Origin of the sequence: Acinetobacter genomosp. 15BJ, assembly GCF_000400715.1 — a bacterium.
Lineage (GTDB): Bacteria > Pseudomonadota > Gammaproteobacteria > Pseudomonadales > Moraxellaceae > Acinetobacter.
The window spans coordinates 33,771-58,996 of the sequence record NZ_KE007349.1 but is presented as its reverse complement, the minus strand read 5'-3'; the positions used below and the strand labels follow the sequence as shown (position 1 = coordinate 58,996).

Genomic DNA, 25,226 nt, shown 5'->3' with positions numbered 1-25,226 from the left:
CCATCAATGTTCACGTCACCGACTTGCACTGAATCAAATGACACATCATCCGCTGTCGCTACTTCATAGATGTCCTGTCCATCGGCACCCGTTGTTTTAGAAACCGTGATGTTCTTACCTTGGGTCACTTCAGTTTTCGAAGCTGCTGCCGCCTTGTCTAACTGACCTTTGTTGACTGCATCGCTATCGTTCACACCTGCACCAACATTGGTGATTGGGTTGCCTGCTGCATTAATCCCTGACTTGGTGATACTTGGGCCATTGGCGATGGTGACACCATCGCTGTTAATCACCGTGTCACCTGCGGTCACACTATCCACTTTCAGGTCTTTATTTAGACCATATTGGATGGTGTTGCCATCTTTAGTCACAGTTAGGTTTTCTTCGCCTTCGACTGTACCAATATCTACCGTATCCGTTGCTTTAATTGCACCTGCCTTCGCACCATTACTTTGTAAGTTCCAACCTTTGTCCAAGGCTGTAATAGCATCACCTACATTGTTGCTTTCTACGCCATTCACGGTATAGCTTGGGGCGCTCACTGATCCATCTGGATTAACAACTGAACCGCCACCCAAATGGTTGGCCGTTGATTCAGCGAGATTTCCTAAAGCCTGTTGGGTTGAATACAACTGTGAACCATTGATAGCATCTGTGCTTGTTTCACTGACACGACCTGCTGCAACATTGGTAATTTGTCTCTCATTACCTTCACTGCCAACACTCACCACACTGCTTGGCGTGGTTCCCGCATAATTATAATTTACACCGCCAACTGTCCCATTGGCGGTTGGATTAGCTGCTGAAGTGACCGAACCAGAACCAAGTGCAACATCATCCGCATTGCTTGCCACTGCATTGGAACCGAGTGCCACACCACGTTTAGCCTGTGCATTGGCTGTATCCCCCAATGCAATACCACCTGCTGCCGCAGCAACCGAAGTATTACCAATCGCGACCGAACCTTGACCAATGGCTTGGTTGGTATTACCGATCGCAACCGCACCATTCGCCATACTGGTTGCAGCTGTATCACCTGCAGCAGTATTGTCCTTACCTAAAGCAACTGCTCCGCTACCGCTGGCTCTGTTTGGATCGCCAATTGCAACTGCACCATCACCATTGGCAACCTGGTCACGTCCAATGGCGACTGCTCCACCATCTGTGGTCTCTGAATTCGCTGTAGTACCATCGGAACCAATTGCTACATTTTTTCCTGTTGCACCTGTAGTGACACCATTACCCATAGCAATATTATCGCCAGTTGTGCCAGCTGCAGTCCCTGCATTAAAACCGACCGCGATATCACCATTACTTCGTGCTTGAGATTCTGCCCCTAGTGCCACAGTAAAATCACTACTTGCCTGAGCACCAGCACCTATGGCTGTCGCTTCAGCACCTGAGGCATTTGCTAATGCACCAAAAGCGCTTGCCGTCTCACCACTAGCTTTTGCATTTGAACCTGTTACTGTTGCTCCCACACCCGAAGCTTCTGCAAAATTACCTGTTGCTGTCGCAAAGTTTGCTGTTGCTTTAGAAAATGCTCCCATCGCTGTAGATGCAGTATTTTCTGCTCTTGCTGCAGCACCTACTGCAGATGCCGTCGATCCTGATGCTACTGCCTGCTCTCCTAATGCGATCGTATTTTTATTTGTCGCTCTTGCATTATGCCCTACAGCAGTTGCTGTAAAAATTACACCATTTTCTGTAACCCCTTGTGCGGTTGCCCCTTGCCCAACTGCTATATCTCGGGTATTTGTTGCGGTACTTTGTCGACCAACAGCAATGGTTTCATTACCTGTCGCTTTTGATCGAGTTCCCATTGCAATCGAGTCAACACCAGCAGCATGCGGTGATGAAGCCAAGTCATAATCTCTTGTTGTGGAGTCGCTACTCCCAATGGCAATACCGCGTTGCCCACTGGTTGTTGCAGAATAACCGAGTGCAATCCCTCCAGTTGCACCACTGTTGACAGTCGCAGTATTCCCCTGTGCAATCGAATAATCTGCATCAGCATAGCTTTGGCGCCCAAATGCAATTGCTGTTTGCCCCGTTACACGGTTAGCAACACCAATCGAAATACTATTGGTCCCGACACCAGTACCATCAGGCGTTGCATTGGCAGCATCGACTACTTGGTTGCCAACTCCCATCAAAACATTGTAACCACCCGTACCTGTAGTACTATTGCCCTGTCCGATCAAAACATTATGAAAGTTTGAGGATGTACTTGAATTATTAGCAGCCCCAACGACTGTAGCTCCTCCAACCCCCCGAATGGTATTTTGGCGACCTACAGCTGTTGAGGAACTAAATACTCCTCCCGCATTTCCTGTTGCTACACCAGTCCCATAAGCAACATTTCCCGCACCCCGACGGTTTACCATTCCTTGCTGATAAGTTGCATTTGCCCCAGAAATATTATTACCGCAGCCTACAGCAGTTCCATTGCCACCGCTCACCGTAGCCTCACCTCCTGTACCACACTGTGCAGCAGTCGGTGAAATTGCCATACTGGAACCATTATTTGAACTTCCACCTCCCGTATTCACGGCAGCAAGTGCAGTTGAGCCAAAGAAAATGGAACTTAATGCAATGGCAATTAAGTTCGGTTTAAGCAGAACGTGTTGATATTGTTCGCTAGATAATGAGGCCTCAGTTTTGATTGAGCTATTTGCAGTGACATTTCGTTTTTTTGTTACGCCGCGTGCATTTTCTGAAACGACAGTCCATAGGTTTAGACTTTTATTCCAGACCAAGCGATAGATTTTGTTCATAATTGGTACTTCTTAGAGAATTCTAATCTGTACAAATTTAAATAATACAAAGTAGTAATCACTTAACGTTTGATATGTATTTTTAACAATTACTTCACATTTTTATAAAATTATATGAAATATTCCATACAGGAATAATAAATCACAGATATACGTTAAATATTTAACAAAATAGGACTTTTTTAAGATAAACCACAACTGTATATTTAAGCTGCGGTATAAGTATTTGCTGTTCAATATCTTATTGTTAAATTTAAAATGTATGAAAAAACAAATGCTTAATATCCACAATGATTATCTAAAATTACTTGTGGATACCGCTACGACTTTCGGTGTCCCAAAAGGAGAAGTCATTCGAGCGTGCCAAATTCCATTATCTTTACTTACCGATAATAATAGCAATGAACGGATAAGCTTTAACCAATGGACAGATATTGTGATTCGTCTTTTAGCATTGTTACCAAACAAGGGTGTCGGTTATCAGTTTGGCTTAAATTGTAAACTCACTGTTCACGGCTCGCTTGGCTTTCTTTTAATTAGTAACAGTACAATTGGGAAGGTCCTTGTTGATTTACAAAAATATTATAGTATGCGCATCCATAAAATGGATTTATCCATTCTCAATAAAAATAATAAAATTATTCTTCGGCTTAACCCACTTTATCAACTTCCTGCCCACTTAAATGAAAGCGATAAAAATATCATAAATCGTTTTTTTATTGAAAGTGCACTGATTGATATTATTACTAACTTACAGATGATCACCAATTTCAATATAACAGGGATCAACATTCATGCTGCATGGGATAAAGAAGACTATCATGCACTTTATGAAAAACGCCTACCTATCATACATTTCAACCAAGACCATAATCAGATCAGCTTCGACCTTAAATGCTTAGATTTACCCCTTACCTTTAGTTCGACTAGCGCATATACACTTGCTATGGAAATGGTGAATAAGGAGTTTCTTTTCTATCAAGATCAAGACAATAAAATTATTTTAAAAGTCAACCAACAACTTAAGTTCACTCCAGGAATTGGATTTCCGAGCCTAACTGAGGTTTCACATAAATTAAAACTCTCAGAAAGAACCTTAAAAAGAGAGCTATCTCTTGCCAATACAACCTTTTCGGCCCTACTCCAGTCAAGGAAATTTGAACTTGCCAAAAAGCTCATAGACTCAAACCGCAACATTCAAGAGATCTCAGATTTACTCGGCTATAGCCATATCAGTGCATTTTCTAGAGCGTTTTTTGGTTGGACGGGGAAAAAACCAAGTGATTATATTCGGGAGCAGCGAGTTGCTATTAAAAGTTTTTATATACAGCAATCCAAGAAAATATATAAAGAATAAGATGTTTTAAATATCGATAAAATTAATATTTAACATCATTAACCAAAAAATTATACATAATATGCATTTTTCACCTAAACTATTCCATTATTTAAAAAAGGAAGATACATTATAAAAACTCAATTCCATCCTCAGTTGTTGATACCCCGAATTAAACAACTGAGGCTTTTTATTCAAGACAAAATATTGATAATGAGTTAATAAACTCATCATCAAATAAAATTAGCTATATTATAGCACCCCAGTTTACCCTCAGTTGTCAATACCCCGAATTAGACAACTGGGGCTTTTTATTTTCACCCCTATTAATTTATACTTTAGATATAACTTTCTAAATGATGCGTTAATCTAATCTATTAGAGAAATATTTCTTTTTTAGCCACAAAGACACACTGACCAGCGCAATCAAGACAGGGACTTCAACCAATGGCCCAATCACCGTGGTAAATGCGACTGGTGAAGCCAAACCAAAGGTGGCAATCGCAACTGCCAATGCCAACTCAAAATTATTACCTGCTGCGGTAAATGAAATGGCTGTAGTTTTGGCATAGCCATTGCCTATCCACTTACTCATAAAGAAACTGATAAAGAACATCAGTACAAAGTAAATGGTCAATGGAATCGCGATACGAAGTACATCTAAAGGCAAGCTCACAACCTCACCACCTTTCAGGCTAAACATCGCCACAATGGTAAACAGTAAAGCCAACAAGCTGAGCGGGCTGATCTTGGGCAAAAACATATGCTGATACCAGTCTAAGCCTTTGGCGCGTACCAAGATCAAACGAGTCAGAAACCCCAGCAAAAATGGAATACCCAGATACACCAATACAGCATGGGTAATGGTCCAAAAATCAATATGGATCACTTGCCCTGCAATACCAAAGTACGGCGGTAAAAACGTGAGGAATAACCAAGCATAAGTACTAAAGAATAGAATCTGGAAGATACTATTGAAGGCAACCAAGGCCGCGACATATTGATTATCACCACAAGCCAAACCATTCCAGACCAGCACCATCGCGATACAACGGGCCAAACCAATCAGAATCAGTCCTGTCATATATTCTGGATAGTTATGCAAAAAAATAATGGCTAATGCAAACATCAGAACAGGTGCAATAATCCAGTTCTGCACCAAGGATAAAGTTAAGGTTTTCTTATCTTTAAACACTTGTGGCAAGGCCGCATAATCCACTTTGGCTAAGGGTGGATACATCATCAAAATCAAACCGATTGCGATCGGGAGATTGACTGAATCGACACTCATTTGGTTTAAGTTGACTGAGGCTTGTGGCATAAAAATACCAATGGCAATGCCCACAGCCATGGCGATAAAAATCCAGAGCGTTAAGTTACGATCTAAAAAGGAAAGTGTTTTCATGGCATTTTAATCACAACAATTTTTGGGTGCTAAGCTGTGTAGGTCTGGAAATAGGGTCACAGCTTGCATATCCAAAACCGATAAAATCTCATGCCCCCAGGCTGGCAGTTGTGGATTGATGCGGTAATACACCCATTGCCCCTGACGGCGATCTTGCAACAAACCCGAGGCACGTAATAACGCCAGATGACGCGAAATTTTCGGTTGGCTTAATTGTAGTTTTTCAGTCAGATCACAGACGCACAACTCCTGATGCTGAGCTACCAACATCACGATATTTAACCTTGTTTCATCTGATAAGCATTTAAAAAAATCAACAGCTTGCATTTCTCGCTCCCCTTTCAATCTGTAATCTCGCGGCACCTATTTACTGAATTCGCTGACCATGTTCATCAATCACCTGTTCGCTATCTTCTTTGCGAAATGCGCCTTTTTGAGAGAATGGTAAAATGTCGAGTACAAGTTCCGATGGTCGACAAAGACGTGTGCCCAACGTGCTAACCACAAAAGGACGATTAATCAGAATGGGATGTTCAAGCATAAACTCGATCAGTTGAGCATTACTCCAATCTTCCCGATCAAGTGCCAACTCACGATAAGGCTCAACATTCTGGCGAATTGCCTCTCTGACGGTTAATTGTGCATCCCGAATCAATCCAACCAACTCATCATGGCTTGGTGGCGTCGTAAGGTATTCAATAATGGTGGGTTCCACCCCTGTATTTCGAATTAAAGCCAAAGTATTGCGGGACGTACCACACGCGGGGTTGTGATAAATGATGATGTCTGACATGACGTGCTGATCTAATAAATTGAATGAAACCAATATATATGATTTTCCATATATATGTAAATCCATATATTAGAACCAAATGAAGATACCTAAAAATATATGATTAAAGTCATATGGATAAGATTTTATAAATTTTCAATGATTATTGTTTGGCGAAGAAAGCTTTAGATTGATAACGTATGAAAACACATCCTAAAACGAGCTAAATCGTTCTAACTCATCAATCAGTTGCTTCTTTAGTTCATCATCATAAAGTTTGAATTTTAAGGTTTGGGTATAATTATCAACAAAGATGAGACGACTAAATTCACTGTTCACCAAACCTTTAGCAACTAAGAAGGCCTGATAAGCCGAAAGTAACACATTCAAACGATGATTCAGTGGTTTTTGGTCTCGTATTGTGGGCACTTTATTCTGCATATAAACAACTCCTCGTTTTTCTAGACCCCTTCCCCTTCATTTACCATGATGATTTAAACTTGTTTCGATGAGTGCTGATCGCTGATCAATTTTATTGTTATTCATTTTTTATTATATAAATCACGATAATGTTTTTAGATGACACTTTTATGACAGCTCTAACTTTCAGCAAAAATCAATGAACATCAGCTAGATAAGTTTTCCTGTATAGACTATGCTGCTTAAGCCACTAAAAGCGATATCTCACAATGAACGATACATGTCTTTTAACAGAATTAGATCTCATCATTAATTATTATGTAACGAGAAATGGCTATCGGCCGACCCGAATTGTTTTAGGTTATAAGACCTATGGCACACTGATGCAAGATCAGCGTTTTGCCAATGAGGTCATAAACTCAGCCCTTGATCCCAATAAGCGTAAATATAAAAAACTGAAAATTAAAGTCACCAAAGATGATCACCAACTCGAGTTAGAATAATCTAAATCACCCAGCGTCAGTATCATTTACCTATCGGAACTAAAACATAGAAATTCCGAATCAAATAGTAGAAAATTGACAGCTCTAAATATTTTAAATGTAGTCACGACATGATTATCAAAGCGTCTCAGGATGACCATCTCACTTTATTAAATATATGGGAAAAATCAGTCCGAGCGACCCATGATTTTTTACCTGAAACCATGATTGCTGAATTAAAACCGTTAATTTTGAATGAATATTTTCATCATGTTCAGCTGAATAAATACGTGATTGATCAACAGATTGTCGGATTTCTGGGTACCAGCGATGACAACATTGAAATGTTATTTATTCTGCCTGAGTATCGAAGATCAGGGATTGGTCAAGCCTTGGTAAATTTTGCAGTTCAACAGCTTCAGATCTATAAAGTCGATGTGAATGAACAAAACTTTCAAGCAGTTAACTTTTACAAGAAAATGGGATTCCACACTGTGAATCGTTCCGAACTCGATGGTCAAGGCAACCCCTATCCGATTTTACATCTACACATTACAACTTGAGCGAAAGTGAATTAAGCTGAGTCTTACTCAAAATAAACACTTGCTTAATGCTGAGAGCAAATGCACAGACCGTTTTAAATGCCAAAGATAGGCGCTGGAGTCATAGTGCCCCTTTGCTACGGCATTAATGGTTTGCCTCGACACGCTTACCCTACTCGCGCTGTAACTCGCCTTAAACAGAGCAAAGCACTTTTTAGAATGATTCATACGCCACCATGTAAACTCAGCTTTACCAGATTTCCTCGAATCAGATTAAGATTTGGGCTTAGGTTTTTAGCTGAATTGATCATTTTGAAAGACAAGTTAAGCAAATGAGTCACTGAGCAAATTTATTTTTTCTTCTAATATGCGCCTATTGAATAGCAACCTTCGAGCTTTAGGTTCACATGACTCAATCGCCAAAAGTTAAACGCAGTTTTCTCAATACACGAACTGCGCAAAAAATGCTGAACAGCCCTGCGAGCCATCACGCACGCAAAATCTTCTCGAATGCACGAGATCGTATTTTACGTGGACAGCAACTCGCGCTCTCAGGCAAAACCCCTTTTGATATTGTGTACCAACGTGAAATCATTAGCCTGCGCCACTACACAGCAGCGACCGACAACACCACAAAGCATCGTATTCCGTTGGTGATTGTGCCACCGCTAGCAGCCAATATGCTGATCTACGATTTATTCCCTAACCGTAGCTTAGTCCGTTATTTTCTAGCGCAAGGTTTTGATGTGTACTTGATTGACTGGGGTACGCCGAGTCTACGCCAAGCCAAATATAATCTGGGGACATATGTTAAAACCTTTATGCCTGACTTTATCGAACAGATTCGTGAGCATAGTGGTCAACAACAGCTGTCACTATTTGGATGGAGTCTAGGTGGCGCGTTATCGCTTTGCTATACCGCCTTATCACAAGATAAAAATATTCAGAACCTGATGATTTTGGCCTCACCGATTAACACACATAAATCAGGTTACATGGGCAAGTTTTATCAGCGTCTCACTGTTCCTGCACAGTGGATTCGCAGTAATACCAAATTCCGTATTCACCAAGTACCAAGCCGTGTATTTCATATTCATGGCTGGCAAAATACACTGGGGTTTAAACTCACTGATCCGATTGGAAACTTTAAAAACTATTGGGAGTTATTAAAGAATCTCGATGATCGTCAATTTGTGATTAACCATGCCACCTCAAGCTCCTTTGTGGACAATATGCTGGCTTACCCTGGTGGTGTGATGCGCGATATTATTTTACGTTTCTGGATTGATAATGAGTTATCGACCGGTTCTGTTCAATTTGGTGAGCAAAGCGCGAATCTAAAAGACATTGATTGTTCAGTACTGGCGATTGGCGGCAGCAGCGATATTATCGTCACCGCAGAAGCAGTACGCCCCTTAATGGATTTAATCAGCAGCAGTGACAAGCAATTTGAAATTGTTCCTGGTGGTCATATGGGCCTCGTCTCAGGCAGTCAAGCACCACAGTTGGTCTGGCCTGTGGTCACGCAATGGTTAGCACCACGTTCTGACTAAGCGACTTCACTCTAAGAACAAAAAAAGCTGCCATTATCGGCAGCTTTTTTAATAGCTATCTCGCTTGATCATGCAAAATGCTGATAGCGATGCAATACCAAACCTTCAACATTGACAGGCGTGTCCAATAAATAGCCCTGTAACTGGTTGCAGCCTAGACTGGTCAAAATATCTGCTTGTTGTTGGGTCTCTACCCCTTCAGCAGTGACAATTAAACCCAATTTTGCAGCCAAATGGATAATACTTTCTAGAATGGCTTCTTCTTTTGAATTTGGTTTGAGATCAATTAAGAAGCCGCGATCAATTTTAAGTTCATCGACAGGTAAATCTTTTAAATATAAGAAACTCGAATATCCTGTGCCAAAATCATCAATCGCAATGCGGATACCAAGCTTACGCAAACGCTCCAAGGTACGAATACTGGAATCAATATGATGCATAGCCGTGGATTCAGTAATTTCAAGAATGAGATGATGCGGTTGGATTTGGTATTGTTCTAATAATTGTTCGAGGACACTAAAGAGTTTTTTATTTTCGAATTGTAATGCAGAGAGATTAACAGCAATTGGATAAAACGGACTATTACTTCGTTCCCATTTCTGGATTTGCTGACAGGCTTGTTCCAGTGCCCAATACCCCATTGGAATGATCAAGCCCGTTTTCTCTGCCCCTTCAATAAACATTTGCGGGGTCAGCAGTCCTAGTGTTGGATGCTTCCATCGAATCAAGGCTTCAACACCACAGACTTCATAATTGCATGTAAATTTAGGTTGGTAGAACAGTACAAACTGTTGTTCATCGACGGCTTTGTACAGATCATTGATCAATTTAGACTGACTGCGTACATCTTGCTGATCGGACATCGAATGGAACATGGTATAGGTATTACGGCCCTGATCTTTTGAGATCAGCATGGCAACATCGGCATTGATCAGCAAATCTTGAACATTCGTGCCATGTTCAGGATACATGGCAATCCCGACGCTGGCAGAAATATTAATATCCTTTGCCGCAATCAAATAGGTTTCTTGGATGCAATGCAAGATATCTTCTGAAAGCTGCATTGCTTCATTGAAATCTGTATCTTCCGAAATTAAAACAAACTCATCACCACCAATACGAAACAGCTTATGATTCTCACCGAGCTTAGTGTATAAACGGTTTGCCATCTGGATCAGGAGTTGATCACCAATATGATGACCAAAAGCATCATTCACTGATTTAAAACGGTCTAAGTCAATATATAAAAATGCTGCTTTCTGAGCATTTAAACGATGATGATTAAATACCACTTCAGCATGTTCAGTCAGGTATAAACGATTCGGTAGCTTTGTGAGCGCATCATGTAAAGATTGTGCCGCAAGCTCTTTGTTGATGAGTGTAAGTTGCTCATTGCGTTCTTCTAACCGTGCTTCGAGTATGGCAACCGCAAAGCCTGCAACCAACACCAGACTGGTAATAAAGATAATCGTGAATAATAAGACGCTTTGCTCTGTCTGTTCTGAGGTCAGGATTTGCGCTAGGCTTTCATCAAAATAGGTTGCGGCCATACCCGTATAGTGCATGCCAACAATACTGAGCGCCATTAACACAGCAACCACTGCTTTGAGTAAAGTGCGGTATGTCACTGCGGTTTTATATTTAAAAATGAAAAAGAAACTTAAACCAGAACCACTGATTGCGATAAGTACAGAACACAGCACCAGTAAAGGGTCATAATGCATTGCATGATTTTCAATGCTCAATGCAGCCATACCGGTATAGTGCATCCCCGATATACCGAGTCCCATAAATACAGCACCAAGGATTAGGCGTGGGATCGGCAAAGTTGGTCTTGAGGTCAGCCAAACAGCAAAAATAGAAGCAACTGCGCCAATCAGATAAGAAAGTACAGTTAAATTAACATCAAAGTGATAGCCTTCCGGCAAATGGCTAGCCAGCATTCCCACAAAGTGCATTGACCATATCGCTAACCCCAAGATTAGCCCACTCGCAACCAAAATGCTTTTTTCAAACTTTTTATAAGCACCTTTAAAAACGAGTTCTTCCATCGAAACTGCAGCGTAACATGTCGCGACTGCAACCAAAATGGAAACGATGACCAATGTGCTATCGTAATCAACGTGAACCATAAAGGACTTCCATGATTATTCAGTACTTTTTTTTATATGATGAGCAAAATGCCCGAAATCCGAACGACGTTTCACACCCAAAGAAGCCATGAATCTTGTATTCATAAACTTTCCTTAACAATAACATCATCTAGCATAAGGTCAAGTCTTTTTCACTTTATAAATCAATAGAATAAAAGCACATTTTCATTTCAAACCAATGAAAAGTCTTGTTTTTTTATTACATTTTTTTTACCAAAAGACTCATTTTATTTTGCTAAATCATTTTAATTTTTAAGTTATTTCAATTTGTTTGTTTTTAATCGTGCAGATACCCCAAAGCATGCAACACTTTTTAGTCTGAATCAAAGCTGCAAATGAGCAGCAACATGATCAAAACATAAACAATATAAGCTTATTTTTCAAGCTACATTGTTATAACTCTGTTATCACAACCCATAAAAAAAACCCTTGTTTATTTTAAACAAGGGTCTTTATTTGACTTAGAAAAAATTAGTTCTTTTCTTTGTCTACAATCTTGTTCGCTTGAATCCTGAGTAGGGTCTCCTACGCAAGGAGCAGGGAAATAGAAAAGTATGAGAAGCATCGCTTCGTAAGGCCCCTGTGTAAGAGTGAAGCTATGCTTCGCTAACGCACGTAACATCAGGATTATCGAACAAAAAAGCCCTTGTACAAACAAGGGCTTTTAAAGATTAAACTAGAACTTAGTTCTTCTCTTTATCTACAATTTTGTTTGCTTGAATCCAAGGCATCATCGCACGTAACTTATTACCAGTTACTTCAATGCCATGCGCTGCGTTTTGACGACGACGAGCAGTCATTGATGGATAGTTCAACGCACCTTCTTGGATGAACATCTTCGCGTATTCACCAGACTGGATACGTTTCAATGCATTACGCATTGCTTCACGAGACTGTTCGTTGATTACTTCAGTACCAGTCACATATTCACCGTACTCAGCATTGTTAGAAACTGAGTAGTTCATGTCTGCGATACCGCCTTCGAACATCAAGTCAACGATTAACTTAAGTTCATGTAAGCATTCGAAGTAAGCCATTTCTGGTGCATAACCAGCTTCAACCAAAGTTTCGAAGCCCATTTTAACCAATTCAACCGCACCACCACAAAGAACTGCTTGCTCACCGAATAAGTCAGTTTCAGTTTCTTCACGGAAAGAAGTTTCGATGATACCTGTACGACCACCACCTACGCCTGAAGCATAAGAAAGTGCAACGTTACGTGCATTACCAGAAGCATCTTGATGGATCGCGATTAAGTCAGGAACACCTGAACCACGTTGATATTCAGAACGTACAGTGTGACCAGGTGCTTTCGGAGCAACCATGATTACGTCTAAGTCTTTACGTGGAACAACTTGGTTATAAAGAATAGAGAAACCATGAGCAAATGCTAAAGTTGCACCTTCTTTGATGTTTGGTTCAATCACGTCACGATAAAGTTGAGATTGGAACTCGTCTGGAGTCAAAATCATGACTAAGTCAGCTTGAGCAACAGCAGCTGGAACTTCAGAAACTTTAAGACCTGAATTTTCAGCTTTTTTCCAAGAAGTAGAACCAGCACGTAAACCAACAGTTACGTCTACGCCAGAATCTTTCAAGTTAAGTGCATGCGCATGGCCTTGTGAACCATAACCAATGATTGCAACTTTTTTGCCTTGGATGATTGATAAGTCACAGTCTTTATCGTAAAAAATTTGCATCTGTTTTCTCCGCTAAAATTTTTGTCATTTCCCTTGTTCTGCAAGGACAGATCTTTTGTAGGCTCCCCCATGATTACCTTTTAAGGTGATCCCCCTCTTTTCAAAGAAGGGTTGGAGGAGATTTTTAAATTGTTAAAACTTTTTCGCCACGCGCGATGCCTGAGACGCCAGAGCGTACAACTTCAAGAATGGTGTTTTCTGCAAGTGCATCAATAAAACCATCAATCTTGTCCGTTGTACCTGCGATCTGAATGGTATAGGTCGTTGGTGTTACATCAACGATTTGCGCACGGAAGATGTCAGCTGTACGTTTAATTTCCGCACGTGCTGCACCCAAGGCTTTGACTTTGATCAACATCAATTCACGTTCGATGTGTGAACCTTCTGACAAATCAACCACTTTTACAACTTCAACCAATTTATTCAGTTGCTTGGTGATTTGTTCAATTTTGTGATCATCGCCATAAGTCGTTAAGGTTAAACGAGATAAGGTTTCATCTTCGGTTGGCGCAACATTCAGTGTCTCAATGTTGTAATTACGTTGAGAAAACAACCCCACCAAACGAGAAAGCGCACCAGCTTCATTTTCAACGAGTACAGAAATAATATGTCTCATTATGTACGCTCCCCTTTGCCTAACCACATATCTTGCATTGATTGCCCAGCAATCAGCATTGGATATACATGTTCTGTACGGTCTACCATGACATTAATGAATACACATTTATCATTAATTGCCATCGCTTCAGCTAACTTAGATTCCAGCTCATCCGCATGATCAATCTGAATACCAACATGACCATAAGCTTCCATTAACTTGGCAAAGTCTGGTAATGAATCTACATAAGAACTTGAATGACGTCCTTCGTAGTTCATGTCTTGCCATTGCTTTACCATGCCTAAAGCTTGGTTGTTTAAGCAAAGGATCTTCACATTCAAGCCATATTGCTTACATGTCGATAATTCTTGGATACACATCTGAATCGATGCTTCACCAGTAATACAAACCACTTGCTGATCTGGGAATGCAAGCTTCGCAGCCATTGCATACGGTAAACCAACACCCATGGTGCCTAAGCCACCAGAGTTGATCCACTGACGTGGACGTTTGTATTTGTAGTAGTTCGCACCAAACATTTGATGCTGACCAACGTCAGAAGTAATGATCGCTTCACCATTGGTCACACGATCTAATGCCTCAACCACTTGCTGTGGCTTCATTACACCATTTTGACCAGCGTCATAACGTAAGCCGTGTACTTTACGCCACTCATTAATCTGAGACCACCATGCCGCAATTGCTTCAGGGTTTGGCTTAGATACATTCATTTGTTTCAGTTGTGCCAACATTTCTTGAAGTACTGGCTCTACCGCACCCACGATCGGGATGTGCGCCATAATCGTCTTCGAAATGGTTGCTGGATCAACATCAATATGAATTACTTTGGCATTGAGACAGAATTTTGCAGGGTTATTGGTTACACGGTCATCGAAACGCGCACCAATGGCCAAAATTACATCTGCATTGTGCATTGCCATGTTGGCTTCATAAGTACCATGCATCCCTAACATGCCCACGAATTGTGGATCGTTACCAGGGAAAGCACCTAAGCCCATCAAGGTATTGGTTACTGGATAGCCTAATAAATGCGCAAGTTCTGTCAATAAGCCAGATGCATTCCCTTGAACAACACCACCGCCCGTATAAATCATTGGACGTTTAGCCGTAATCAACTCATCAATCGCTTTGCGAATTTGACCTGAGTGACCACGTGAAGGCGGTTGATATGAACGCATCTTCACTTTTTCTGGATATTCGTAGGCAAATTTTTCTGCAGGGTTGGTCGCATCTTTCGGAATATCAACAACAACTGGACCCGGACGGCCAGACGAAGCGATATAGAATGCTTTCTTAATAATTGCAGGAATTTCACTCGCGTGACGCACTTGGAAACTGTGTTTTACGATTGGACGAGAAATACCAACCATATCTGTTTCTTGGAACGCATCCTCTCCAATGAGATGGCTTGCAACCTGACCAGACAAAATCACCATTGGGATTGAGTCCATGTAGGCTGTTGCGATTGGAGTGACTGTATTAGTCGCGCCTGGTCCAGAAGTGACCAGTACCACACCAGTTTTACCTGTTACGCGTGAGTATGCATCTGCCATGTGACCAGCAGCTTGCTCATGACGCACGAGGTAATGGTTAATTTTGTCTTGTTGAAATAGCGCATCATAAATATGTAATACAGCGCCGCCTGGATACCCAAAAACATGCTCTACGCCTTCGTCCGCAAGCGCACGAACGAGCATTTCACCACCAGATAAAAGTTCCAACGTGATTCACCCTAGTATTTTGCACAATTTATGGGAGACATAAATTGTGTTCATTCATTAACTTTTGCACTTCTTATAAGTGTGCGTATTCTACTCGTTTTTGCTGCAATAGGAAAAATTTTCTGAGACTCATCAGCCGTATAAACTTGATGACATCTCGAATCAAAATGTGCTGGGATAAGCATATTTCAAAAAATCATTCTCTCGGCTAGAAAGAATGTCCATTGCAAGCCATGACATTTATTCGAAGGGTGATCAAATAAACACATATAAAACTTGAGAAAGCATTCTTGTTTCTTTCATAAGCAATGTCAAGAACAAAGAAAAGGATTTTAACGAATATTTTTTAGCTGCCGTTTTTTTAAACACATTTCACAGAATAATTTGGTCTTGTTAAACGCCCATTTATCAAAAAACTATTTTCTTTTTGCTTTAAAATAGGCATTGTAAACTGCTTATTTAGGCACTTTGATCGAATATATTCAGCATTCTCTTGGGGAGATCAAATATGAAGATATCTTATTTAAAAACAAGCTTATATACGATTGCGACAACAACACTACTGCTCTGCTCTAGCCAAAACTATGCGCAACAATATTATAAATGGGTCGATGCCAATGGTTCTACTCATTACACCACCACGCCACCACCCAAAGGTGCAAAGCGTTTGGACAAAGTTTCAACGTATGGCAATAGCCACCAAATGACAAATCCAACGAATCAGCAAAGCCATCCAGTGAATCCTGAAGTCACACCGAATGTAACGCAGCAAGCACAGCAGACAGCGCCATCCTCTCCGACTAACTCGGTTAAGCCTCAAAGCGCTCCAGCTGCCGCAGCATCTTCAGAGCGTTAAATAGCGCTCAGAATCTGCAAGGTCATCTTCAACACGGCGGCCTTGCAGATAAAATCCCGATCTAAAAACTGACATTTCCTACAATTTTGCGCTATGCTGTGCAGCAATCTTAACTTTACTTTTTTGTTGTATCGCATATCCCTATGACGACTTCTCACATTGACTCCGAATATCAAGCAAGTGCCATTGAGCCTCAAGTTCAACAAGACTGGGACAATCGCAAAGTTTTTAAAGTTGCAGACACTGTAGAGGGCAAACATCGCTATATCCTGTCGATGTTCCCGTACCCAAGTGGCAAACTGCACATGGGGCATGTGCGTAACTATACGATTGGTGACGTGATCAGCCGTTTCCATCGCTTAAAAGGCGAAACAGTATTACAACCGATGGGTTGGGACGCTTTTGGTTTGCCGGCTGAAAATGCAGCGATTGCACACCAAGTTGCACCAGCAAAATGGACGTTTGAAAACATTGCGTACATGCGTGACCAATTAAAAAAATTGGGTCTGTCTGTCGACTGGGATCGTGAATTTGCGACCTGTACACCAGAGTACTACCACTGGGAACAATGGTTATTCGTACAACTTTATAAGAAAGGCTTGATCTATCGTAAGCTTTCAACCGTGAACTGGGACCCCGTTGACCAGACTGTGCTTGCGAATGAACAAGTTGAAAATGGTCGTGGCTGGCGTTCAGGTGCATTGGTTGAAAAACGCGATATTCCAATGTATTACTTCCGCATCACCGACTATGCACAAGAATTATTAGACGACCTAGATACTTTAAAAGACGGTTGGCCGCAACAGGTCTTGACCATGCAGCGTAACTGGATCGGCCGTTCTACCGGGATGGACATTACTTTCCCTTCTGCGAATCCAGCAATCTATGCAGATGGCCTAACCGTTTATACCACGCGTGCTGATACCTTGATGGGTGTGACTTATGTTGCTGTTGCAGCAGAACACCCAATGGCGCTGAAAGCAGCTGCCCTCCAATCAGAAGCAGGCAACCCTGAACTTGCTGCATTTATTGAAGAATGTCGTATGGGTTCAGTTGCAGAAGCTGATTTAGCCACTGCTGAAAAGAAAGGCATGGCAACTGGCTTATTTGTTAAGCATCCAGTGACAGGTGAAGACCTCCCTGTTTGGATTGCCAACTATGTATTAATGTCATACGGTTCAGGCGCAGTCATGGCGGTTCCTGCGCATGACGAACGTGATTTTGAATTTGCCAATAAGTTCAACTTGCCAATCAAACAAGTGATCGATGCCCAAGGTGCTGACGATGCAGCGTATTCTGCAACTGAATGGCAAGAATGGTACGGTTCTAAAGATGGCAAACTGGTTAATTCAGGTGAATTTGATGGTTTAGCCTTCCAAGCTGCTTATGATGCCTTCCTTGCAAAATTAGAACCACAAGCTTTAGCTAATTCTAAGGTTCAATTCCGCTTACGTGACTGGGGTGTTTCTCGTCAACGTTACTGGGGTTGCCCAATTCCAATGATCAACTGTAATAGCTGTGGTCAAGTTACTGTTCCAGAAGATCAATTACCTGTGGTATTACCGACCGATGTGGTTCCAGATGGTTCTGGTAACCCATTGAATAAGATGCCTGAATTCTACGAAACCAAATGCCCAAGCTGTGGCGGCGATGCTCGTCGTGAGACAGACACCTTGGATACCTTTGTAGAATCATCTTGGTACTATGCACGTTATGCATCTCCAGACTTTACTGGCGGTATGGTGAAACCTGAAGCAGCACAAAGCTGGCTTCCAGTGAACCAATATATCGGTGGTGTTGAACATGCAATCTTGCATTTACTTTATGCACGTTTCTTCCATAAGTTGATGCGTGATGAAGGCGTGGTACAAGGTAATGAACCCTTTACTAACTTGCTCACCCAGGGCATGGTGTTGGCAGATACCTTCTATCGTGAAGCAGAAAACGGCAAGAAAACTTGGTTCAACCCTGCTGACATCGAATTAGAGCGTGACGAAAAAGGTCGTATCCTGTCTGCGAAATATTCAGGTGATGGTCAGGAAGTTGTGATTGGCGGACAAGAAAAAATGTCGAAGTCAAAAAACAACGGCATTGACCCACAGGCGATTATTGATCAATACGGCGCAGATACTGCTCGTGTCTTCATGATGTTCGCTGCACCACCAGATCAATCATTAGAATGGTCAGATGCAGGTGTTGAAGGTGCTAACCGCTTCTTAAAACGTGTATGGCGTTTGGCTGCTGGCTTCTTGGAAAAAGGCAATCAAGCAACGACGATCGATACTGCAAACTTATCAAAAGATGCGCAAGATTTACGTCGTAAAACCCATGAAACCATCCAAAAAGTGGGTGATGACATCGAACGTCGTCATGCATTCAACACGGCAATTGCGGCATTGATGGAATTACTCAATGCCAGCAACAAGTTCGAAGCAAAAGATGACAATGATGCTGCTGTGGCACGTGAAGCAATTACCACATTGTTGACTTTACTTGCCCCATTTGCACCGCATTTGAGTCAAACTTTGTTAACTCAGTTTGGTTTGGAATTAACGACGGTCGAATTCCCGCAAGTGGATGAGTCAGCGTTAACCCGTAATACGCAAACGATTGTTGTACAAGTGAATGGTAAACTTCGTGGTAAGTTAGACGTCGCAGTCGATATCTCAAAAGATGAGTTATTGGCATTGGCAAAAGCCTTACCAGAAGTGCAACAATTCTTGACGGGTCCGACCAAGAAAGAAATTGTGGTACCAAATAAACTTGTTAACTTAGTAGTTTAATAATCCTTTCTAACCTCTCTTCAACAAAAGAGAGGTTTCCCCCTTCAATAAGAAAAAGGGATTAGAAGAGATTTCATTCGAGGAATAAATATGCACTTAGCGCAACGTGCAGCTGCTATCGTACTCACTTTAGGCCTAAGTGCAGGCTTAGTCGGCTGTGGCTTTCATCTAAAGGGAAGTAATCCAACAGCAGTGCCACTGGTTTATAACAAACTCACGCTCGCCATGCCTGCGAGTACCAGCGAACTTGAAAATAAGCTCAGTATTTATCTCAGCGCTACCGGTGTTCAACTGAGTAATGCCAATGATGCCTATGTGCTTCGTATATTGGATTACACCCCTCGCCGCCAATTACTAAATGGTAAATTGACAGAAGTGTTGCTACGTTTAACCGTAACCTTCCAAATTGAAGACCGTCAAGGCAAGAAAATTACCGAACCACGTACCTTAACCGCTTCTCGTACCTATCAATACGACGTGGCAACGGTCAACACGGATAACCAACAAGAAGCTTATCTAAATCGTATTGTGATTGATGATGTCGCACAGCAAATTACGCGTCAAATTGCAGCCAATCGTTTACCTAAAGCTCAACCCTAATTTGTCATTATGAAACTAGATTATGTTCAAGCGTTAAAACGTGTTGATGAGGCTCGCGGTGCATGGATCATGCATGGACAAGAGCCTTTGCTTGAACAAAATCTGCTCGACACTTTCCGTAAAAGCTGGCAACAACAAGAAGTTGAACGCCAGCGTTATGACATTAATAGTGTCAATGACTGGAAAAATGTCTTTAATGCACTCAACAGTTTATCGCTATTTTCACAACAACTCGCGATTGAAGTGCATGGCAATATCAAGCCCGATGCCAACGGCTTAAAACTGCTTAAGAACTATATTCAACATAATGAACATAACCTCTTACTGATTGTTTTACCGAAGCAAGACAGCAGCAGTTTAAAATCGGCTTTTTTCCAAGTGGTCGAAGCCAATGGTGTTGTGGTTGCGCTGACGGCGACTTACCCACAAGACCGACAACGAATTTTAAGCATAGAAGCCGAAAAACTGGGTATTCAACTGAATCATGATGCTTGGCAATGGCTAATGCAGCATCATGAACATAACTTGTTGGCTGCTAAAAACAGTTTAATGCGTGTTGCGGATACTTTCCCCGATATTCAACAGATTCAGATTGAACAACTGTATTCCTGTTTACAGGATCAATCGCGTTATACGACTTATGATTTAAGTGATGCCTTGCTTGCTGGAAACTTGGCGCAGTCGGTCAAGATTTATCAATATCTGATCGCTGCAGGTGAGCCTGATAGTTTGATTTTATGGACCCTAAGCAAAGAAATGCGCTTATTGATGCAATTGTTTGAACAGCCACATAATGCGATTCAACTCGGGATCTGGAAAACCAAAGTATCACAATATCAACAAGCACTACGTCGTTTAAATCCGAGACAATTCCTAACTTGGTCTGATTTATTGTTGCGTATTGATGCAGCGATCAAAGGTATGTCCAAAGAAAATCCAGAACATCTGATGCTACAAGCCTTAGCTGAACTTTGTGGTACCACCCTATTTGCTCAACCTGCTTAGAGCAGCACTCTTCTCCATCACATAATAAGAATAATGGATCAACGCATGTCATTCCATTTAAGCCCCGACCAAATCAAGCAGATCAAAAGTCTATTCCAATATGCGGACAGCCTGATCATCAGCGCAGGTGCAGGCATGGGTGTCGATTCAGGTCTGCCTGACTTTCGCGGCAATCAAGGCATGTGGCAAGCCTATCCTGAACTTGGCAAACAACGCATCGATTTTACTGAAATAGCCAATCCAGCCGCGTTTAAACGCCATCCACGTTTGGCTTGGGGATTTTACGGACATCGCTTGGCATTATATCGTCAGACCACACCACATTCAGGCTTTCAACAATTGCAGCAACTGGCTGAAATATTCGCACTGCCCACTTTTGTGTTTACCTCGAATGTCGATGGGCAATTTCAAACAGCAGGCTTTCACCCTGATCAAATTTATGAATGTCATGGTTCAATTCACCATCTGCAATGCCTAGAGGCATGTCAGCACGACATTTGGTCAGCAGATGAGTTGCTACCAGAGATTAATCATCAAGACTGCCAATGGTTAGGAGAACTCCCTCATTGTCCAATTTGTAAGGGCTTGGCTCGACCAAATATTTTAATGTTTGATGATATGTCATGGATTAGCCAACGTCATACCCAACAAGCGAAACACCTCGATACTTTTCTCAATAAGCACCATCGTCCTTTAATTATTGAACTGGGTGCTGGTACAGCTATTCCAACAGTACGTTATTTTAGTGAACGATTTTCGCCTCATCTAATTCGAATTAATCCGCGTGAATATGCACTTCCTGTACATGGTGGTATTGCCCTCGCGATAACTGCTGAACAGGGCATTCGTAGTATTTATCAGATTTTTATAGAATAACTTATCGATAAAATAGCAAATAATTCTCATTCTAGATTAAAAATATTCACGCTTTATCCTTATTTCACTTTTATACTAAGTCCAGTTTTTCACTTTTGACCTGCTGCCATGCCAAAAACAAACGCTAAAAAAATCCAGCCTCGTAAAATTATCATGATCGTTATTGGGGTGCTGATTATTGCAGCACTTGGATGGATGTTCTTTAAACCTAAAGCGCAAACACCACAGTATATTAGTGCCGAAGTTTCACGTGGTGATATTGAAGATTCAGTATTGGCAACAGGTGTACTCGAGGCGACTAAAATGGTTAGTGTCGGTGCGCAGGTTTCAGGTCAGGTCAAAAAGATGTATGTGCAACTGGGCGACCAAGTGAAACAAGGTCAACTGATTGCCCAAATTGATTCAATACGCCAAGAAAATGAACGCAAAACAGCCGATGCCAATATTAAAAACCAACAAGCTCAGTTGGCCGTTCAACAGGCCAATCTTGCCAAGGTAGAAGCTGAATACAAACGTCAACAAGCAATGTTTAGCCAAGATGCAACCTCGCGTGCTGAACTGGAAACAGCATTGGCTAACTTTAAAACAGCACAAGCTCAAATTACATCGATCAATGCACAGATTGAACAATCTCGCCTAACCCTTGCAACCGCTACAGAAAATTTGGGTTATACCCGCATTGTTGCACCAATGGATGGCACTATTGTGGCGATTGTGACTGAAGAAGGTCAGACTGTTAACGCCAATCAAACTGCACCGACCATCGTGAAATTAGCAAAACTCGACACCATGACCATCAAGGCACAGATTTCTGAAGCCGATGTTATGAAGGTTGAAAAAGGACAAACCGTTTATTTCACGACTTTAGGTAATAGCGATAAAAAACATTACGCCAAATTACGCCAAGTTGAACCTGCACCAAACTCAATTAATACCGAAACGACAAGTAGTAGCAGTTCCTCAACGTCAAATGCTGCGGTGTACTACAATGCACTGTTTGATGTACCAAATGAAGATGGCAAACTCCGTATTGATATGACGGCACAAGTTTATATTGTGTTGGCAGAAGCGAAGAATGCGCTGACTGTGCCTGCTGCTGCTATTCAAACCCAACGTGGCAACCGTGGTAAAGGTAACCAAGCCAATGCTGCGCCATCGGCTGATCAAGCGAAAAAATCTGATGCTGACAAGGCACAACGTCCAAAACGCCTAGAGCTCAGTGAAGAAGAAAAAGCGCTGGTTGCACAAGGTAAAGCTTCAACGGGTATGGTTCGTGTCCTACAAGCTGATGGTACGGCTCAACCACAACCTGTATTAATTGGCCTGAATAACCGTGTCACCGCACAAGTGTTAAAAGGCTTGAAACAAGGTGATCAAGTGGTGATTGCAGATGCCTCAGACAGTTCAAATGAAGCAGCAAAACGTAGCAACCAACGTGCAATGAGAATGTAATATGACTCAAAATCAAACACATTCATCACAACCACTGCTTGAGGTCAGTCACCTCACCCGTGAATTTCCTGCGGGTGAAGGAACTGTACAAATCCTCAAAGGCATTGATTTAAAAATTTATGCAGGTGAGTTGGTTGCGATTGTTGGGCAATCAGGTTCGGGTAAATCCACGCTGATGAACATCTTGGGTTGTCTTGATAAGCCCAGCGCAGGAAGTTACAAGGTCAATGGTCGAGAAACACGCCAACTAGAACCAGATGAACTGGCACAATTACGTCGTGAATATTTTGGTTTTATTTTCCAGCGTTATCACTTACTGGGTGATCTCAGTGCTTCTGGTAACGTTGAAGTTCCTGCAATTTATGCTGGCGTAGACAGCCATCTTCGCCAAGAACGCTCTGCCGAACTGTTATCGGAACTTGGGCTAGAAGAGCGTTTACACCATCGACCAAGCCAACTTTCAGGTGGTCAACAACAACGTGTGTCGATTGCACGCGCGTTGATGAATGGTGGCGATGTGATTCTTGCCGATGAACCAACAGGTGCATTGGATAAGAATAGCGGTATCGAAGTAATGCGCATTTTGCGTGAGCTGAATGCCAAAGGCCATACCATCATTTTGGTCACGCATGACCTGAATGTTGCCAAGAATGCGACCCGTATTATCGAGATCAGTGACGGTAATATTATTTCAGACCGTGCTAATACGCCTGAACATGATGATTCCGAACTCGAACATCAAACGCTACAGCGTAACCCGCAGAAGAAAACCTCCGCTTGGCGTTCGTTCTTCGACCGTCTTGGTGAAGCATTCCGCATGGCATTACTCGCCATGAATGCGCACCGTATGCGGACTTTTTTGACCATGCTCGGGATTATTATCGGGATCGCCTCCGTGGTTTCGGTGGTAGCACTGGGGAATGGTTCGCAGAAGCAAATTTTAGAAAATATCAGTAGCCTGGGTACCAATACCATTACCGTGTATCAAGGTCGTGGCTTTGGTGATAACTCACGGACCTCGCAAGTCAAAACACTGGTACCTGCCGATGCCGAAGCACTGGCCGAACAACCCTATGTCGATGGGGTTAGTCCTTCTGCCAATACCAGTTTGACCCTGCGTTATAAGGACACAGAAGCAGCAGCAACCGTAAATGGGGTCAGCTCTGATTTCTTCTATGTCCGTGGTCTGACCTTTAAATCGGGGCAGCCTTTTGACAAAGAAAGTGTGACTGAACGTGCTCAGGATGTGGTGATTGATACCAATACCGAAAAGACTTTCTTTGCAGATGGCACCAATCCCGTAGGCCAAGTCATTCTTTTAGGTAGCGTACCGAGTCGGATTATTGGTGTGATTGATGCCCAACAAGGCTTTATGAGTTCAGACAGTCTCAACGTCTATCTGCCCTACTCCACGGTCATGAGCCGTATGCTGGGGCAATCCAATGTACGTAGCATCATCGTCCGTATCAAAGATGAATACCCAAGCAGCGCCGCTGAAAATGCGATTTTGACCTTGCTGGAACAGCGTCACGGCGCACAAGATGTATTTACCCAAAACTCTGACAGTATTCGTGAAACCATCCAGCAAACCACTGCAACCATGACCTTGCTGATTTCAGCGATTGCTGTCATCTCCTTGGTGGTGGGTGGTATTGGCGTGATGAATATTATGCTGGTTTCTGTGACTGAACGTACCCAAGAAATCGGGGTACGTATGGCGGTCGGTGCTCGACAAAGCGATATTTTGCAGCAATTCCTAATTGAGGCGATTCTGGTCTGTTTATTGGGCGGTATTTTGGGTGTACTGCTATCTTTAGGCATTGGACAGATCATCGGACACTTTGCCAAAGGCGTGATTGAGATGAGTTATTCAACCACCTCAATTGTTGCAGCCTTTGTCTGCTCAAGCATGATTGGTATTGTATTTGGCTTCTTGCCAGCACGAAATGCAGCACAACTCGATCCAGTTGCTGCTTTAGCGAGAGAATAACCAGCAAAAATTGATCTCAGAAGTAAGATACTCGGGAATGTCATCCGCAACCTGCGTGGTATCAACAAGATATTGTTTCTGCGAGAAGTTAGATAAATGAAAAAATAGAACAGGTTTTGCGGATGACGATGGTTTTGCCTACTTTTCCCGAAAGAAAAGTAGGTCGAGCCGAAGGCTTAAACTG

The 25,226-nt window shown here is 42.1% G+C and carries 20 protein-coding genes; 11 read left to right on the top strand and 9 right to left on the bottom strand.

Annotated elements, in window-relative coordinates:
* Positions 1 to 2,777 (bottom strand): ESPR-type extended signal peptide-containing protein (locus F896_RS20885; RefSeq protein ID WP_016164757.1); only part of this gene is annotated, 2,777 nt, incomplete at its 3' end.
* Between the two features lie 262 nt (positions 2,778 to 3,039).
* Here F896_RS20885 and F896_RS03640 point away from each other — a divergent pair.
* Positions 3,040 to 4,134 (top strand): helix-turn-helix domain-containing protein, encoded by a 1,095-nt coding sequence (locus tag F896_RS03640; protein ID WP_016164756.1) that lies wholly within the window; start codon positions 3,040 to 3,042, stop codon positions 4,132 to 4,134.
* A 343-nt stretch (positions 4,135 to 4,477) separates the two neighbouring features.
* Here the strand turns inward: F896_RS03640 and arsB are convergent, their stop codons facing one another.
* The 4 genes from arsB to F896_RS03660 form a co-directional block, all read right to left on the bottom strand.
* Positions 4,478 to 5,518: an ACR3 family arsenite efflux transporter gene (arsB, locus tag F896_RS03645; RefSeq protein ID WP_016164755.1), complete on the bottom strand. Its 1,041-nt coding sequence runs from the start codon at positions 5,516 to 5,518 to the stop codon at positions 4,478 to 4,480.
* A gap of 6 nt (positions 5,519 to 5,524) precedes the next feature.
* Entirely contained in the window at positions 5,525 to 5,845 is a 321-nt protein-coding gene (locus tag F896_RS03650) for a metalloregulator ArsR/SmtB family transcription factor (protein WP_016164754.1), read from the bottom strand.
* 40 nt (positions 5,846 to 5,885) lie between these two features.
* Positions 5,886 to 6,311: an arsenate reductase (glutaredoxin) gene (gene arsC, locus F896_RS03655; protein WP_032882494.1), complete on the bottom strand. Its 426-nt coding sequence runs from the start codon at positions 6,309 to 6,311 to the stop codon at positions 5,886 to 5,888.
* Between the two features lie 192 nt (positions 6,312 to 6,503).
* Complete coding sequence (locus F896_RS03660) at positions 6,504 to 6,731, bottom strand: hypothetical protein (RefSeq protein WP_004804339.1); 228 nt, start codon at positions 6,729 to 6,731, stop codon at positions 6,504 to 6,506.
* 248 nt (positions 6,732 to 6,979) lie between these two features.
* On the opposite strand from F896_RS03660, the gene F896_RS21155 reads away from it, so the two are divergent.
* From F896_RS21155 to F896_RS03675, 3 genes are all read left to right on the top strand, one after another.
* Complete coding sequence (locus F896_RS21155) at positions 6,980 to 7,213, top strand: hypothetical protein (RefSeq protein WP_016164752.1); 234 nt, start codon at positions 6,980 to 6,982, stop codon at positions 7,211 to 7,213.
* 110 nt (positions 7,214 to 7,323) lie between these two features.
* Entirely contained in the window at positions 7,324 to 7,755 is a 432-nt protein-coding gene (locus tag F896_RS03670; protein ID WP_016164751.1) for a GNAT family N-acetyltransferase, read from the top strand.
* 386 nt (positions 7,756 to 8,141) lie between these two features.
* Positions 8,142 to 9,287: an alpha/beta fold hydrolase gene (locus F896_RS03675; protein WP_016164750.1), complete on the top strand. Its 1,146-nt coding sequence runs from the start codon at positions 8,142 to 8,144 to the stop codon at positions 9,285 to 9,287.
* A gap of 68 nt (positions 9,288 to 9,355) precedes the next feature.
* Here F896_RS03675 and F896_RS03680 read toward each other — a convergent pair whose 3' ends face one another.
* From F896_RS03680 to F896_RS03695, 4 genes are all read right to left on the bottom strand, one after another.
* Entirely contained in the window at positions 9,356 to 11,419 is a 2,064-nt protein-coding gene (locus F896_RS03680) for a putative bifunctional diguanylate cyclase/phosphodiesterase (protein ID WP_016164749.1), read from the bottom strand.
* 704 nt (positions 11,420 to 12,123) lie between these two features.
* Complete coding sequence (ilvC, locus tag F896_RS03685; RefSeq protein ID WP_004655853.1) at positions 12,124 to 13,140, bottom strand: ketol-acid reductoisomerase; 1,017 nt, start codon at positions 13,138 to 13,140, stop codon at positions 12,124 to 12,126.
* Between the two features lie 124 nt (positions 13,141 to 13,264).
* On the bottom strand, positions 13,265 to 13,756 hold the full coding sequence (ilvN, locus tag F896_RS03690) for an acetolactate synthase small subunit (RefSeq protein WP_004804329.1): 492 nt from the start codon (positions 13,754 to 13,756) through the stop codon (positions 13,265 to 13,267).
* Positions 13,756 to 15,480 carry an acetolactate synthase 3 large subunit gene (locus F896_RS03695; protein ID WP_016164748.1) on the bottom strand — a complete coding sequence of 575 codons (1,725 nt, stop codon included), beginning with the start codon at positions 15,478 to 15,480 and terminating at the stop codon, positions 13,756 to 13,758. The genes ilvN and F896_RS03695 overlap by 1 nt, the downstream gene beginning before the upstream one ends.
* A gap of 508 nt (positions 15,481 to 15,988) precedes the next feature.
* On the opposite strand from F896_RS03695, the gene F896_RS03700 reads away from it, so the two are divergent.
* The 7 genes from F896_RS03700 to F896_RS03730 all read left to right on the top strand — a co-directional run bounded on the left by F896_RS03700 (position 15,989) and on the right by F896_RS03730 (position 25,042).
* Positions 15,989 to 16,336: a DUF4124 domain-containing protein gene (locus tag F896_RS03700; RefSeq protein ID WP_016164747.1), complete on the top strand. Its 348-nt coding sequence runs from the start codon at positions 15,989 to 15,991 to the stop codon at positions 16,334 to 16,336.
* A 143-nt stretch (positions 16,337 to 16,479) separates the two neighbouring features.
* Complete coding sequence (leuS, locus tag F896_RS03705; protein WP_016164746.1) at positions 16,480 to 19,119, top strand: leucine--tRNA ligase; 2,640 nt, start codon at positions 16,480 to 16,482, stop codon at positions 19,117 to 19,119.
* A gap of 90 nt (positions 19,120 to 19,209) precedes the next feature.
* The gene (gene lptE, locus F896_RS03710; protein WP_016164745.1) at positions 19,210 to 19,719 is read left to right on the top strand and encodes an LPS-assembly lipoprotein LptE; all 510 of its coding nucleotides are present in this window, start codon (positions 19,210 to 19,212) and stop codon (positions 19,717 to 19,719) included.
* A gap of 9 nt (positions 19,720 to 19,728) precedes the next feature.
* Complete coding sequence (holA, locus tag F896_RS03715) at positions 19,729 to 20,724, top strand: DNA polymerase III subunit delta (protein ID WP_016164744.1); 996 nt, start codon at positions 19,729 to 19,731, stop codon at positions 20,722 to 20,724.
* A 45-nt stretch (positions 20,725 to 20,769) separates the two neighbouring features.
* On the top strand, positions 20,770 to 21,600 hold the full coding sequence (locus F896_RS03720) for an SIR2 family NAD-dependent protein deacylase (RefSeq protein WP_016164743.1): 831 nt from the start codon (positions 20,770 to 20,772) through the stop codon (positions 21,598 to 21,600).
* 108 nt (positions 21,601 to 21,708) lie between these two features.
* A complete protein-coding gene (locus F896_RS03725; RefSeq protein WP_016164742.1) occupies positions 21,709 to 23,052 on the top strand; it encodes a MacA family efflux pump subunit in 1,344 nt (447 codons plus the stop codon).
* Position 23,053: 1 nt separating this feature from the next.
* Positions 23,054 to 25,042: a MacB family efflux pump subunit gene (locus F896_RS03730; protein ID WP_016164741.1), complete on the top strand. Its 1,989-nt coding sequence runs from the start codon at positions 23,054 to 23,056 to the stop codon at positions 25,040 to 25,042.
* The last annotated feature ends 184 nt before the right edge of the window (positions 25,043 to 25,226 follow it).